Genomic DNA, 14,417 nt, shown 5'->3' on the forward strand with positions numbered 1-14,417 from the left:
TCATGAACGAATTTGCCGCGAAGGTATATGATTGGATCGCCCGTATTCCCGCGGGCCGTGTGGCCACCTACGGTCAGCTTGCCGCTCTCGCCGGGAAGCCGCGGGCGGCCCGGCTGGTGGGCCATCTGGTATCGGTCTCACCTCGAAATCTGTCCTGCCATAGGGTGGTGCGCGCCGACGGCTCCCTGCCGCCGGATGACGTTTTTCCCCTGCCCGGCCTGCAGCGTCATCTGCTGCTTGACGAAGGCGTCACCTTCGATATGAACGGCCGGGTCAAGATCAAAGAATATCTATGGCGCCCCGACCTCGAGACGAAAAAATAAAAAACCGGCATAAAGCCGGTTTTTCTTTTTGAGTCTTACTCCGCAGTGTAGGGCAGAAGGGCCACGGTACGGGCACGCTTCACGGCCACGGACAACTGGCGCTGATGTTTGGCGCAGTTGCCGCTCACTCGGCGGGGCAGGATCTTGCCGCGCTCGCTCACATAGCGGCGCAGACGGTTGATATCCTTATAATCAATGTGTTCCACCTTGTCCACACAGAAGCTGCACACCTTGCGGCGAGCCCGGCCTCTGGGACGGCGGGGGCGTTCTCTTTCTTCAGACATTTCAAATCCTCCTTGTTAAAACGGAAGATCGTCATCCTCCACCGGATGAAGATCATCATCAAACTGCATGGATGCCGGCGCCTTCGGCGCGGGACGTTCCTGGCGGGGCTGGGGAGCAGCACCTTCGCCGCGGGAGTTCAGGAACTGAACCTCGTCCGCAACAATCTCGGTGGCATAGCGTTTCGAGCCATCCTGAGCATCGTAGCTCCTAACCTGAATTGCGCCGCACACCGCGACTTTACTACCCTTGGAGAGATATTTTGCACAGTTCTCTCCCTGCTGCCGCCAAACCACCACAGGAATAAAATCCGCCTGGGTCTCTCCGTTCTGGTCCTTGAAGCGGCGGTTAACCGCCACGGTGAAGGAACATACGGAGATGCCGGAGCCGGTGGCGCGAAGTTCCGGATCCCGGGTCAAATTGCCAACGATTATAGCTTTGTTCATGCTATACCTGCCTTTCCGGTCACTCCTCCACGCGGATCACCATGTAGCGCAGAATGCCATCGGTGATCTTGAAGTTACGCTCCAATTCGGTGGGGAAATCCGGGCTGGAAGAGAAATTCATCAGCACGTAATAGCCTTCGTTCAAATCGTTGATGGGATAGGCCAGACGGCGCTTGCCCCATTCATCAATGTTGTCCACCGTACCGCCGTTGTCGGTCACCAGCTTGCTGAACTTCTCTACCATCGCCTTGGTGGCTTCCTCATCCATGGACTGGATGATGTACATTACCTCATACTTATTCAATCGGTTCACCTCCTTTTGGACTTAGGCCCTGCGACAAAACGCAGAGCAAGGATTGCAGTTTTAAATTATATCATGCTTTTCCAGTGCCTGCAAGTCCCATTTAAGGCTGAAAAGGCTCTGTTCCAGCACTTTTTAATTTTTCGATGCCCGTTTTCATCCGTGCAAGGCTCTTTTCCCTGCCCAGCAGCATTGCCATTTCCATGGCTCCGCCCGGGCTCGCCTCCTTGCCGGTGAGGGCCACCCGCACCGGCCAGAGCACCTGGCCATTCTTGACGCCCAGCTCCTTCGGGAGGGCCATCAGCGCATCATGAAGGCTGTCCAGCGTCCAATCGGAAAGACCTTCCATCACGGGAAGCGCCTTTTCAAGGGCGAAAAGGGCAACGGAAGGATTGGTTTTCATCTTCTTATGGGTGTAAAGCTCAAGATCGTATTCGGGCAGCTCCACAATGAAATCCACCAAAGATGGAAGCTGGCTGAAATACTCCGTCCGGGGCTGCAGCTTCACAGCCAGCTCCTCAAGGTCCACATTTTGTCCCTGAAGGGCTTCCTCCAGCCAGGGCTTCGCATAGCGGAAGTATGTATCAAAGGGCAGCTCCCGCACGTACTCGCCGTTCAGCCAGGTGAGCTTGGCCACGTCGAAGATGGCCGGGGATTTGGACATGCCGTTCAGCGAGAACGCCTGAACGAGCTCTTCCAGGGTGAATTTCTCCTGATTGGTCCCAGGATTCCACCCGAGCAGCGCGATATAGTTGACGATGGCCTCCTTGAGATATCCCTTCTTGATAAAATCTTCGAAGGATGCGTCGCCGTCCCGCTTGGACAGCTTATGGCTGGCGTCCCGCATCACTGGAGGCATGTGCACATATTTGGGAATCTCCCAGCCAAAGGCCTCGTAGAGGAGGTTGTATTTGGGCGTGGAGGACAGATACTCGGTGCCGCGGAAGACATGGGTGATTTTCATCAGATGGTCGTCCACTACATTGGCAAAGTTATAGGTGGGCAGGCCGTCGCTCTTGAGCAGCACCATATCATCCAGCGTGGAAACATCCACCTCAATGTGGCCAAAAACCAGATCGTCAAAGGAGGAGGTGCCCGACTCGGGCAGATTCTGCCGGATGACGTAGGGCTCTCCCGCGTCCAGCTTGGCCTGAATCTCTTCCGGGGTCAAGGACAGGCAGTGTTTATCGTACTTAAAGGTTTCGCCCCGCGCCTCCATCTCCTGGCGCACGCCGTCCAGCCGCTCCTTGGTGCAAAAGCAGTAATAGGCCCTGCCCCTTTTGATCAGCTCCTCGGCATATTTCTTGTAGATGTCCCGCCGCTCCGATTGGATGTACGGACCGTATTCGCCGCCCACGTCCGGGCCCTCGTCATAGAAGATGCCCGTTTCCCGCAGCGTGCGGTAGATGAGCTCCGTGGCGCCTTCCACGTAGCGCTGCTGGTCGGTGTCCTCCACCCTGAGGATAAAGGTGCCACCTTCGTGCTTGGTGAAAAGATAGGCGTAGAGCGCCGATCTCAGATTGCCAATGTGCATATACCCCGTGGGGCTGGGTGCGAACCGGGTGCGTACCATGGGTTTTCCTCCTTTATTGTTTAAGCCTTCTTATAGCATACCAAATATTCGGGAAATGGCAAGCCAAAAAAGGTTGCGTCAGCCCCACGGAAAACGGTATAATCGAGGGAGTACATAGGAAGGGAATCATGAAATGAAGCTAGGAGTTGTGGGTCTTCCCAACGTGGGAAAAAGTACGCTGTTCAACGCCATCACCAATGCCGGCGCTCAGGCCGCCAACTATCCTTTTTGCACCATCGAACCCAATGTGGGCGTGGTGCCCGTGCCGGACAAGCGTCTTGATGTGCTGGAAAAGATGTATCATCCGGAAAAATACACCCCCACATCCATTGAATTTGTGGACATTGCGGGTTTGGTCAAAGGCGCCAGCCGGGGCGAGGGCCTGGGCAATAAGTTCCTGTCCCACATCCGGGAGGTGGACGCCATTGTTCACGTGGTGCGCTGTTTCGAGGGGGATGTGGTGCATGTGGATGGATCGGTGGACCCGGTCCGGGATCTGGAGACCATCAATCTTGAACTCATTTTTGCCGATCTTGAAACGCTGCAAAAGCGGCTGGATCGGGCAGAGAAAATGAAAAAAAGCGGCGAGGCCCAGTACAAAAGCGAGGCCGCTCTGCTGGAATCCGTCAAAGCACGGCTGGAACAGGGGATCCCCGTTCGGGCCATGGAGCTCTCCGAGGAGGAGCACGGCCTGGTGGACGGACTGTTTCTGCTCACCCAAAAGCCGGTGATCTATGTGGCCAACATTGCTGAGGATGACATTGGTAAGGCCCCGGAAATGCTGCCTTTGGTGGAAAAGCTCATGGCGGCGGTGGCCTCCGAGAAGGCGCTCACCCTCACCATCAGCGCCAAGGTGGAAGAGGAATTGGCCCAGCTCGATCCCGAGGAAAAAACCATGTTCCTGGGGGAGCTCGGCATCGGCGAATCGGGGCTCGACCGGCTGGTAGCGGCCTGTTACGATCTGCTTGGCCTCATCAGCTATCTCACCGCAGGGCCCAAGGAGGTCCGTGCCTGGACCATTGAGCGGGGCACCCGTGCGCCCCAGGCCGCGGGCAAGATCCACACCGATTTTGAGAAGGGCTTCATCCGCGCCGAGATCGTCTCCTTCGATCAGCTGGTGGAAGCGGGCAGCATGGCTGCCGCCAAGGAACACGGCTGGGTCAGGCTGGAAGGCAAGGACTATGTGATGCAGGACGGCGATGTTGTCCTGTTCCGTTTCAATGTGTAAAAACCATGATCAGGAACGTTGTTTTTGATATGGGCCAGGTCCTGGGCTGTTTCGATCCGCCGGCCATCGTGGCGGCTTTCGGCCTTGAGGGCGAAGACGCCGACCGGGTGCGCCGGGCAGTATTCGAGGGCGAGGAATGGCAGGGTCTTGATCTTGGCATTCATACCGAAGATACCATGATTGAGCCCGTCTGCCGCCGGCTGCCACCCCGGCTCCGCGAGTCCGCCGCCAAGGTGCTGCTGGGCTGGATTCAGTACTTTTCGCCTATTCCCGGCATGGAGCCGGTGACCCAGGCTCTCCACGAATCGGGATACCGTCTCTATCTTCTGTCCAATATCTCCAGAAATTTTCGCCGGCATATTGGCCAATATCCGGCCCTCGCCCATTTTGATGGCTGCCTTCTTTCCGGCGAGGAACGGGTTGTAAAGCCTGATCCCGCCATCTATCGCCGGTTCTTTGAGCGGTTCGATCTTCGGCCGGAGGAATGTTTCTTCATCGATGACCGGCCGGACAACATCGCCGCCGGCGCGGCGTTTGGCATGCGGGGGTTCGTCTATGGAGGAGAGATTCCGCCCCTCCTCACGGCTCTGCGCGATGCCGGTCTCGCCATTTGAATAAAAGAAAAAGCCCCTTTCGGGGCTTTTTTATTTAGTCTTCCGGGGTCTGCGTCTCTTCTGCCGGGGCCTCAGCCTCCGTCAGTTCTTCCTCCCCGTCCTCCTCGGACTTGGCGACCCGTTCGAAGGAAACCACCGCCGAATCGCCCTGTACGCGCATCAGGCGCACGCCCTGGGTGTTTCGGGACAGATGGGAGATGCCCTCGGCGCCCATGCGGATGATGGTCCCGTCATAGGAGATGAGCATGATGTCCTCCTCGTCGGTGATCATAGTCAGTCCCACCAGATCTCCGGTCTTCTCCGTGCGGTTCATGGTCAAAAGGCCCTTGCCGCCGCGGTTCTGGCGTTTGTATTCGCTCTCCAGGGTCCGCTTGCCATAACCATGCTCCGAAATGGTGAGCACGTCGGCGCCCGGTTCCACCAGCGCCATGGAAACCACCCTGTCCTCATCCATGAGGTCAATGCCCCTAACGCCTTGAGAGATCCGGCCCATGGGCCGGACCTGCTTCTCGTTGAAGCGAATGGCCAATCCATGGCGGGTGGCCAGCATGACATCCCGGTCGCCGTCGGTGAGGGCCACGCCGATAAGCTCATCGCCCTCCCGGAGAACCTGCGCGATGATGCCGCCCTTTCGAATATTGCTGAATTCGGAAAGATGGGTCTTTTTCACCACGCCCCTGCGGGTGGCCAGGAGCAAGTAGCTGCTCGCCTCATCTTTGGGCACGGGGATGATCGCGGTGACCTTCTCATCCCCCGCCAGCTGCAGAAGATTGACGATGGCCGTGCCCCGGGCGGTCCGGCCCGCTTCCGGGATCTCATAGCACTTGATCCTGAACGCCCGGCCCTTGTTGGTGAAGAACATGATGGGACTGTGGGTGGAGGTCACAAACACGTTCTGCACGAAGTCCTCCTCGCGGGTGGACAGGGCAGCCACGCCCCGCCCGCCGCGGCGCTGCACCCGATAGGTGTTCATGGGTACGCGCTTGACATAGCCAAAGTGGGTGAGGGTGACCACCATATCCTCCTCCTGGATCATATCCTCCCAGTCGATGTCCCCGGCCGCGAAGGTAATCTCCGTGCGGCGGGGATCGGCATACTTTTGGCGGATTTCCAGAAGCTCCTTGCGGATGATGCCCATCAATTTGCCGTGATCGGAAAGGATGCTCTCCAGCTCCTGAATCAGCGCCATCAGCCCGTTGTATTCCTCCTCAATCTTCTCCCGTTCCAAAGCGGTCAGACGGCCAAGACGCATATCCAGGATGGCCTGCGCCTGTTTTTGGGACAAACCAAAGTTCTCCATGAGGCCGTTCCTGGCGGATACCATATCCTTGGAGGAACGGATGAGAGCCACCACCGCATCGATGTTGTCAAGAGCGATGAGCAGGCCTTCCAGGATGTGCGCTCTCTCCCGGGCCTTGTTGAGATCGTACCGTGTGCGCCGGGTGACCACATCCTGCTGATGGAGCAGATAATATTCAAGAATCTGTTTTAAATTGAGCACCTGGGGCTGGCCGTCCACCAGGGCCAGGTTGATGATGCCAAAGGTGTCCTGCATCTGGGTGTGCTTAAACAGACTGTTTAAGATCACATTGGCGTTGACGTCCCGCTTCAGCTCGATGGCAACGCGCATGCCCGAACGGTCGGACTCATCGCGAAGGTCGCTGATGCCCTCGATCCGTTTTTCGTGAATGAGTTCGGCAATCTTTTCCACCAGCCGCGCCTTGTTCACCTGATAGGGCAGTTCGGTGACCACGATGCGGGAGCGGTTGCTGCTCATCACCTCGATGTCCGTCTTCGCCCGAACCAAAACCTTGCCCCGTCCAGTGCGGTAGGCCTGACGGATGCCATCCTTGCCCAGAATGATGCCGCCGGTAGGGAAGTCCGGGCCGGGCAGGTATTCCATCAGATCGTCCACGGACAGCTCCGGATCGTCGATGAGGGCTACCGTGGCATCAATGGTCTCGCCCAGATTGTGGGGCGGAATGTTGGTGGCCATGCCCACGGCAATACCGCCGGAGCCGTTGACCAGAAGATTGGGGAAACGGGCGGGCAGCACCTCCGGCTGCATCAGCGTCTCATCAAAGTTCGGATAGAAGTTCACCGTATCCTTATCGATGTCCCGCAGCATCTCCATGGCAATCCTCGAAAGGCGGGCCTCGGTATACCGCATGGCAGCCGCCGAATCGCCGTCCACCGAACCAAAGTTGCCGTGGCCTTCCACCAGCATGTTGCGGATGGAGAAGTCCTGGGCAAGACGCACCATGGCGTCGTACACCGCTGTATCGCCATGGGGGTGATATTTACCCAAAACATCACCGACGATACGGGCGCTCTTCCGGAAGGGCTTATCGGGCGTGACGCCCAGCTCGCCCATGGAATACAGGATGCGCCGGTGAACGGGCTTCAGGCCGTCCCGAACGTCGGGCAGGGCGCGGCTGACAATGACCGTCATGGCATAGGAGATGAAGCTTTTTTTCATCTCCTCGTTGATATTTACCGGTATGATGGTTTCCTTCGGTGACTCCATAGATTGCCTCCTGCTAATTATTCGTCTTTAATGCTCACGGTGAACACGACGGCCCAGTCCGCGTCAGGCTGGGACGCGGTCCTCTTCATATCCCCGCCATAAGCGCTGAGCCCCTTGTTGCTTTCGCCTACGGTGACCATATGGAAGAAGGGAACGCCCCGGCTGAGATCCGTTTCACCATCCGTCTCGCTGTAAGAGCCGTAAGCCATGCCCATGGCGCTGGGCGCGGGCAGTTCGAGAATCTGCTGTGCGATCGTGCCCTCGTTGGCTAAAATAGCCTGGGCCTGGTAGCCGTTTTGTTCCTTCCAGAGGAAAACAGCGGCGGTGCCGTCAAAGCCCTTTTCAAGATACATGCCAAGGCCGGACTCGGACTTGACCAGTTCCCCGGATTTATAGATCTCATAGCCCAGCTCCAAGGAGCCGGCTCTCTCCGTATGAATGTCCACAGCGCCCCACCAGTCGCCCACATAGGCCTTGAGCGCCGGGTTGAGGCCCTCCGCCAGATTGCTGGCGGCCACCTCCTTGACAGCGCTGCCACCGCATCCCATAAGGCCCATGAGGAGGAGGGCTACCAAAGCAGCGCATATCCATTTCTTCATTGCACATTCTCCTTAAAGAATCGTTAGTTTGACCAAAACAGCCAGATCGGCGCTTTCCGCCTGTTCCGTCAAGGTACCGTCCGTCTGCCCGTTTCGGCTCCAGCAGAAGATGGCTTCCGGAGAATTGGGTGTAAGCACCGTTTCCTCCTCGATGCTGCGCGCCAATATTTCACCCTTGGCGAAGGAAACAGGCACCGCATAGGTGCTGGTGGTGTAGCTGCCGCCGTTGGTCAGGATAAAAACCATCTCCAATTCCTTTTGACTGCGGCGGGGCCGGAATTTGATGGCAATCTCGCCGTCGATGCCCTTGTCATACTGCACGACCGCCGCCTGCTTATCCAGCACACTCTTGGCCTTGCCGTTCTCATAGACCTGGTAGGATAAGATGACCTTGTTGCCCTCGCTGTTCTTCGCGTTGACCCGGATGGCCCTCACCTGATCGTCCTGAAGCAGGGCCCCCAAAAGGGGCGATCCCTCCCGGGAAGCGGCTTCCGTTTTCACGGTGTATCCCTTGGGCCCGCATCCGGCCAATCCCAATATCAGAATGCCCACCAACAAAAGGGATGGTAAGCTGCGCTTCATGGTTCCTCCTTATATATCGAGCTGAGCCAGCTTGGCGTTGGCCTCAATGAACTCCCTCCGGGGTTCCACCTGGTCGCCCATGAGCACTGTAAAGATTTCGTCGGCCTCAATGGCGTCGTCCAGGGACACCCGCAACATGATCCGCTTCTCCGGGTCCATGGTGGTATCCCAAAGCTGCTCGGCGTTCATCTCGCCAAGACCCTTGTAGCGCTGAATCACTGCGCCCTCCCGGCCGATCTCATTCAGATAGGCCTCCAGCTCCTCGTCCTTGTAGAGGTATTTTTCCTTCTTGCTTTTAACCACCTTATAAAGGGGCGGCTGGGCAATGTACACATGGCCCTCATCAATAAGCGGACGCATGTAGCGATAGAAGAAGGTGAGCATGAGGGTGCGGATATGGCTGCCGTCCACATCGGCATCGGTCATGCAGATGATGCGGTGATAGCGGAGCTTCGACACGTCGAAGTCCTCGCCGATTCCCGCGCCAAAAGCCGTGGCCATGGCCTTGATCTCGTTATTGCCCAGAATTCTTCCCAGCCGGGTCTTTTCCACATTGAGAATCTTGCCCCGAAGGGGAAGGATAGCCTGAAAGGTCCGGTCCCGGCCCTGCTTTGCCGAACCGCCGGCGGAATCGCCCTCCACCAGGAAGATCTCGCTCTTGGCGGGGTCCCGCTCGGTGCAGTCCGCCAGTTTACCCGGAAGGGAGGTGGTTTCCAGCGTGCTCTTGCGCTTGACCAGATCCCGGGCTTTGCGCGCCGCTTCCCGGGCTCTGGATGCGGTCAGGCACTTATCGATCATGGTGCGGGCCACCGCGGGATTCTCCTCAAGGAAAGTGGACAGGCCCTTGGCCACCGCCTGATCCACCATGCTGCGAACCTCGCTGTTGCCCAGCTTGGTTTTGGTCTGGCCTTCAAACTGGGGCTCCATCAGCTTAACCGAAATGATGGCCGTCAGGCCCTCGCGGATATCTTCGCCGGTCAGCTTCACATCGTCTTTGATGAGTCCCTTGCTGCGGCCATAATCGTTCACCACGCGGGTGAGCGCATTCTTGAAGCCGGACAGATGAGTTCCGCCCTCCACGGTGGGAATATTGTTCGCGTAGGATGAGATCAGCTCGTTATAAGCGTCGGTGTATTGCATGGCGATCTCGCAGGTGCTGGTATCCTTTTCGCCGGTCATATAGATAGGCTCGTCAAAGAGCACCGTCTTGTTCTTGTTGATCTTCTTGACGAAGGAGATGATGCCGCCTTCGAAATGGAAGGTTTCCTTCTTCTCCATGCCCGTCCGTCCGTCGTTCAGGTGGATGATGATGCCGCGGTTCAAGAAGGCCAGCTCCATCAGCCGGTTTTTCAGCACGTCATAGGAGAACTCCAAAGTCTCAAAGATCTGCTTATCCGGCAGAAAGGAGATGGTGGTTCCGGTGCGCTCGGTATCGCCCACCACCTTTACATCCTCCAGCGGCACGCCGCGGTTATATTCCTGCGTGTGGATTTTGCCGTTTTGGTAAACCTGCACCTTCAGCCAGGAGGACAGGGCGTTCACCACCGACATGCCCACGCCGTGCAGGCCGCCGGATACCCGGTAGCCCTGACCGTCAAACTTGCCGCCGGCATGAAGAATGGTGAGGCAGACCTCCACCGATGATTTGCCCACTTTGGGATGGATGCCGGTGGGAATGCCGCGGCCGTCATCGGTGACGGTCACCACATTGCCCTCCTCGATGGTCACATTGATTTCCTTACAGAAGCCGGCCATGGCTTCGTCTATGCTGTTGTCCACGATTTCATAGACCAGGTGATGCAGGCCTCTGGCATCGGTGGACCCGATGTACATGCCCGGGCGGCGTCTTACAGCCTCCAGTCCCTCCAGAACCTGAATCTGTTTTTCGTCATAGCGTACCTGCTCAATTGCCATGAATGCTATCGTCCTTTCCCTCGAAATAAGCTTGATCACAGCGCCCCTGCAGCGTCACCGTCTGAATGGGCGAATAATATCCAAACTGACCGTCTCTTCGCCGCACCAAAACCACGGAGCGGTTCCCCTCCCCCAGGATTTCCGTGCGGCCCTCGCTTTCCAGCGCCCATAAAAATTCCCGGGTGTCGGGAGCTTCACGAGCGCTGCGCATATCCAAAATCGCTACAATTTCTTTCGTATCCACCATGCGCCCCTCGCCAATGTGTATGAACATTTACCGCTCCTTCCCCTGGGGAATTTCTACTATATTATATTATACTCCATATTGGCTTTTTTCAAAAGCGTTTTTTGTCCCTAAATCCCAGGTTTTTCGGGATTTTCAACTAAAAAAAAGGACGCCCCAAAAGGGGCGTCAAGTAAAAGGTGACAGGGAGTAGTAAAAAAGAGTGGGCTTATGTAAAAAGGCTTGCGCCTTGTTACATCAAAGGTATGATAACCTTGATCTCCAGCTGATCATCCAGCCGCTTTTGGGAGTATTCCGCCCGAATGCCCTGGGCGTTCATTTCCCGCACCGCATTTTTCATGGTGTTTACAAACAGCCGGTGATCCTTATAGACCATGAAAATGCGCCGTTTGGGTTTTGCCGGGGTTTTCTCCTGGAGCTCGTCCTCCACAAGGGCCTCCAGCTTCTGTACGGTCAGATGGCCCTTCACAGCCTTTCTGAGGGCGGAAAGCTGGCTTTCCTCGTCGGGCAGCCGAAGCAGCGCCCTGGCATGGCGCTCGGACAGTCCGGATGCGTTGAGCTCGTCCTTGACCGCTTTGGGCAGCCGGAGAATGCGCAGCTTATTGGCCACGGTGGACTGACTCTTGCCTACTTGGCGGGCAACTTCCTCCTGGGTCAGGTTGTGCTCCTTTATGAGGCTTTGGTAGCCCAGGGCCTCCTCCATGTAGCTGAGGTTCTCCCGCTGAAGATTCTCCACCAGCGCCATCAGCGCCGATTCCCCTTCATAGGCCTTGATGACCTGAGCGGGTATTTCCCGAAGCCCCGCCAGCTTAGCCGCTCTAAGGCGACGCTCGCCGGCAATCAGCTCATAGGCATGGATGCCGACCTGCCGCACGGTAATGGGCTGCAGGAGTCCCAGCTGCCGGATGGACTGGCTGAGCTCAAACAGAGCCTCATCGGAAAAAGTCCGTCTGGGCTGATAGGGATTGGGCCAAACGGAGTCCACCGGCAAAAGGAGAATCCGTCCGTCCTCCTTGACGGCTTCCCTGACCAGGGGAATTCTCATGAGAATCTCCTCCTCCATTTGGGATGGTCATAATATTCTTTTTTCATGTTAGAAATCCTGCTGCAAAGGCGGTTTGGGGGCTCAGAATCGTTCCCCAAAAATCCACAAGAAACGGTCTTATTTGGAGCGTGAAATGCGAAGATTCGAGGCGATCAGCGGAGATTTTTTAATGACGCCGCTGTTCCTCGGGTATTTGATGGGGGTTTTATAATTTTTTTGTAGAACGATTATGCTGCAATTTCTTTCAAAAAAAGGGTCGCGAACCGGAAGGATGTCCATGGCGCGGCCGCCCAAAAGGCCGATGCCCTCCCTGGCCGCGTCCAGCTCCTGCCCGCCCTTGGGCCCCTTGTAGCATAGCGCCTTGCCGCCCACCTTCACCAAGGGCAGCAGGTACTCGGCAAGAGCCGCCATGGGCGCGACAGCCCGGGCCACGGCCACGTCGTAGCGTTCCCGATGCTCCTGCGCCCTTCCGCCGTCCTCCGCCCGGATATGGATCACCCTGAGAGGGAGCTCCAATGCCTCCGCCGTTTTTTGAAGAAAAGCCACCCGCTTTTGCAGGGCGTCCATGAGGGTCATTTCCACATCCGGCCGCAAAATAGCCAGAGGTATGCCGGGCAGCCCAGCGCCGGTGCCCACGTCCACCACCCTCGCCCCCTCCGGGATCTGCCGGAGAACCTGGGCAGGCACGGAATCCAGATACTGACGGCTGACCGCCTCCTCCTCGTCCACGATGCGGGTGAGGTTCATGGTCTCATTGGCTTCCATCAAAAGGGTATGATACGCCGTGAGCTTCTCCGCCATGTCCTGCGTCATAACAATGCCCATGCGATGGGCGCCTTCAAGAAGTCTCCTCTTCATTATTTCCATGGCGTTTCCTTTCTAGTTCGATCATGAGTACGGTGATATCCGCAGGAGATACGCCGGAGATACGCATGGCCTGTCCAAAGGACTGGGGCCGGATCCGATCCAGCTTCTGCCTCGCTTCCAGCCGAAGTCCGGAAATATTGAGATAATTCATGTGCTCCGGCAGACGTTTATTCTCCATCTTGCGGAAGCGTTCGATATCCCTTCGCTGCCGCTCCATGTATCCGGCATAGCGGATCTCGATGTCCACCGCTTCCTCCACCTCCGGCGGCATCCCTTCCCCAGCCGGATCAAAGGAGGCAACGTCTCGATACGCGATGCGGGGTCTTTGCATGAGCTCATACAGCGTAACGCCGCCCTTCACCGTCCCAGCATCCTTCTTCTCCAGCAGCTGCATAAGCTCGGTGCTGGGCGGAATTACTGTTCCTTTGAGGCGTTCAATTTCTTCCGCCGTCCTTCTCCTTTTTTCCTCCATAAGCCTGAGCCGCTCCTTTGAAGCCAGCCCCAGCCGATAGGACTTTTCCGTCAGTCTGAGGTCCGCATTGTCCTGGCGGAGGGTCAGCCGATACTCCGCACGGGAAGTCATCATGCGATAGGGTTCCGCCGTGCCCTTGGTCACAAGATCATCGACCAGAACACCAATATAGGCTTCATCCCGGCCCAGGGTGAAAGGCTCCTCCCCTTTCACGTAGAGAGCGGCGTTGATCCCCGCCAAAATTCCCTGACCCGCAGCCTCCTCATAGCCGGAACTGCCGTTGATCTGGCCCGCGGCAAAAAGCCCGGGCACTTTTTTGGCCATAAGCGCCGGTGTAAGTAGGGTGGCATCAATGCAGTCGTATTCGATGGCGTAGCCCGGCCGGATCATCCGGCAGTGCTCCAGCCCGGGCAGGGTGTGCAGCATTTCCATCTGCACATCCTCCGGAAGGGAGGTGGAAAGCCCCTGCACATACATCTCATGGGTCATCTCCCCCTCCGGCTCAATAAAGAGCTGATGGGCGGGCTTGTCAGCAAATCGCACCACTTTATCCTCGATGGAGGGGCAGTAGCGGGGACCCACCCCCTGGATTGTCCCGGAAAAAAGGGGTGAGCGATGGAGATTGTCCCGGATGATCTGATGGGTGCGTTCATTGGTATAGGTCAGATAGCAGGGAAACTGCTTCCGGCAGAGCGCGCCGCTGAGATAGGAAAAGGGTACGATGGGCTCGTCCCCGTATTGGGGCTGCATCTTCCCGTAATCGAGGGTGCGTCCATCCACTCGGGGCGGCGTTCCCGTCTTGAAGCGCAAAATGGTGAAACCAAGGCGCTGAATCGCCTTGGTGAGCCCGTTTGCAGGAAAAAATCCCGAAGGTCCGCTGGCTGCGGAAAAATCACCGATGATCACCTTTCCCTTGAGATACACGCCGGTGGCCAGCACCGCGGCTTTGCAGCGATAGACCGCGCCGGTATCCAGCACCACCGCGGAGATCCTTCCATTCTCCGTTTGAAGGTCAACGCACTCCCCCATACGGAGACTCAGATTGTCCGTGTTCTCCAAAGTCCAGCGCATCTCGGACTGATAACGCCTTTTATCCGCCTGAGCCCGAAGGGAATGGACCGCCGGACCCTTCGCCGTGTTGAGCATGCGGGACTGCAGAAAGGTTTTATCGATCACCTTTCCCATCTCCCCGCCCAGAGCGTCCACTTCCCGCACCAGATGGCCCTTGGCCGTGCCGCCGATGGAGGGGTTGCAGGCCATGAGCGCCACCGCATCCAGATTGAGGGTGAGCAGCAGTGTGGAAAGACCCATACGGGCGGAGGCCAGCGCCGCTTCACAGCCGGCATGCCCCGCACCCACCACCACCACGTCATATTCGCCAGCGATATAGTTCATGGAAT

The 14,417-nt window shown here is 57.3% G+C and carries 15 protein-coding genes; 3 read left to right on the top strand and 12 right to left on the bottom strand.

Annotated features, from left to right (window positions below):
* The first annotated feature begins 2 nt into the window (after positions 1 to 2).
* Complete coding sequence (locus H8696_RS09330) at positions 3 to 323, top strand: MGMT family protein (protein ID WP_249317036.1); 321 nt, start codon at positions 3 to 5, stop codon at positions 321 to 323.
* Positions 324 to 358: 35 nt separating this feature from the next.
* Here H8696_RS09330 and rpsR read toward each other — a convergent pair whose 3' ends face one another.
* The 4 genes from rpsR to gltX all read right to left on the bottom strand — a co-directional run bounded on the left by rpsR (position 359) and on the right by gltX (position 2,925).
* Positions 359 to 607 carry a 30S ribosomal protein S18 gene (rpsR, locus tag H8696_RS09335; protein WP_249317039.1) on the bottom strand — a complete coding sequence of 83 codons (249 nt, stop codon included), beginning with the start codon at positions 605 to 607 and terminating at the stop codon, positions 359 to 361.
* Positions 608 to 622: 15 nt separating this feature from the next.
* Positions 623 to 1,051, bottom strand: a complete 429-nt coding sequence (locus H8696_RS09340) for a single-stranded DNA-binding protein (protein ID WP_249317041.1) — start codon at positions 1,049 to 1,051, stop codon at positions 623 to 625.
* 19 nt (positions 1,052 to 1,070) lie between these two features.
* Positions 1,071 to 1,355, bottom strand: coding sequence for a 30S ribosomal protein S6 (gene rpsF, locus H8696_RS09345; protein WP_249317043.1), 285 nt, complete (start codon positions 1,353 to 1,355; stop codon positions 1,071 to 1,073).
* A gap of 100 nt (positions 1,356 to 1,455) precedes the next feature.
* Positions 1,456 to 2,925 carry a glutamate--tRNA ligase gene (gene gltX / locus H8696_RS09350; protein ID WP_249317046.1) on the bottom strand — a complete coding sequence of 490 codons (1,470 nt, stop codon included), beginning with the start codon at positions 2,923 to 2,925 and terminating at the stop codon, positions 1,456 to 1,458.
* Positions 2,926 to 3,058: 133 nt separating this feature from the next.
* Between gltX and ychF the strand changes: the two genes are divergently transcribed.
* Together ychF and H8696_RS09360 are read left to right on the top strand one after the other, a co-directional pair.
* Positions 3,059 to 4,153: a redox-regulated ATPase YchF gene (ychF, locus tag H8696_RS09355; protein ID WP_249317061.1), complete on the top strand. Its 1,095-nt coding sequence runs from the start codon at positions 3,059 to 3,061 to the stop codon at positions 4,151 to 4,153.
* A gap of 5 nt (positions 4,154 to 4,158) precedes the next feature.
* A complete protein-coding gene (locus H8696_RS09360) occupies positions 4,159 to 4,767 on the top strand; it encodes an HAD family hydrolase (RefSeq protein WP_249317064.1) in 609 nt (202 codons plus the stop codon).
* A 34-nt stretch (positions 4,768 to 4,801) separates the two neighbouring features.
* Here H8696_RS09360 and gyrA read toward each other — a convergent pair whose 3' ends face one another.
* From gyrA to mnmG, 8 genes are all read right to left on the bottom strand, one after another.
* Entirely contained in the window at positions 4,802 to 7,294 is a 2,493-nt protein-coding gene (gyrA, locus tag H8696_RS09365; protein WP_249317067.1) for a DNA gyrase subunit A, read from the bottom strand.
* Between the two features lie 17 nt (positions 7,295 to 7,311).
* Positions 7,312 to 7,893, bottom strand: a complete 582-nt coding sequence (locus H8696_RS09370; RefSeq protein ID WP_249317069.1) for a hypothetical protein — start codon at positions 7,891 to 7,893, stop codon at positions 7,312 to 7,314.
* A 12-nt stretch (positions 7,894 to 7,905) separates the two neighbouring features.
* Positions 7,906 to 8,475, bottom strand: coding sequence for a hypothetical protein (locus H8696_RS09375; protein ID WP_249317071.1), 570 nt, complete (start codon positions 8,473 to 8,475; stop codon positions 7,906 to 7,908).
* A gap of 9 nt (positions 8,476 to 8,484) precedes the next feature.
* Entirely contained in the window at positions 8,485 to 10,389 is a 1,905-nt protein-coding gene (gene gyrB, locus H8696_RS09380) for a DNA topoisomerase (ATP-hydrolyzing) subunit B (RefSeq protein ID WP_249317074.1), read from the bottom strand.
* Positions 10,379 to 10,663 carry an extracellular matrix regulator RemB gene (remB, locus tag H8696_RS09385; protein ID WP_249317075.1) on the bottom strand — a complete coding sequence of 95 codons (285 nt, stop codon included), beginning with the start codon at positions 10,661 to 10,663 and terminating at the stop codon, positions 10,379 to 10,381. Before remB ends, gyrB begins: the two co-directional genes overlap by 11 nt.
* Before the next feature lie 202 nt (positions 10,664 to 10,865).
* Positions 10,866 to 11,678 carry a ParB/RepB/Spo0J family partition protein gene (locus H8696_RS09390; RefSeq protein WP_249317076.1) on the bottom strand — a complete coding sequence of 271 codons (813 nt, stop codon included), beginning with the start codon at positions 11,676 to 11,678 and terminating at the stop codon, positions 10,866 to 10,868.
* A 117-nt stretch (positions 11,679 to 11,795) separates the two neighbouring features.
* Entirely contained in the window at positions 11,796 to 12,503 is a 708-nt protein-coding gene (gene rsmG, locus H8696_RS09395; RefSeq protein ID WP_249317077.1) for a 16S rRNA (guanine(527)-N(7))-methyltransferase RsmG, read from the bottom strand.
* Positions 12,504 to 12,516: 13 nt separating this feature from the next.
* Positions 12,517 to 14,412 carry a tRNA uridine-5-carboxymethylaminomethyl(34) synthesis enzyme MnmG gene (mnmG, locus tag H8696_RS09400; RefSeq protein ID WP_249317079.1) on the bottom strand — a complete coding sequence of 632 codons (1,896 nt, stop codon included), beginning with the start codon at positions 14,410 to 14,412 and terminating at the stop codon, positions 12,517 to 12,519.
* Positions 14,413 to 14,417 lie beyond the last annotated feature (5 nt).

Origin of the sequence: Gehongia tenuis (assembly GCF_014384795.1) — a bacterium.
GTDB classification, from domain to species: domain Bacteria; phylum Bacillota; class Clostridia; order Christensenellales; family NSJ-53; genus Gehongia; species Gehongia tenuis.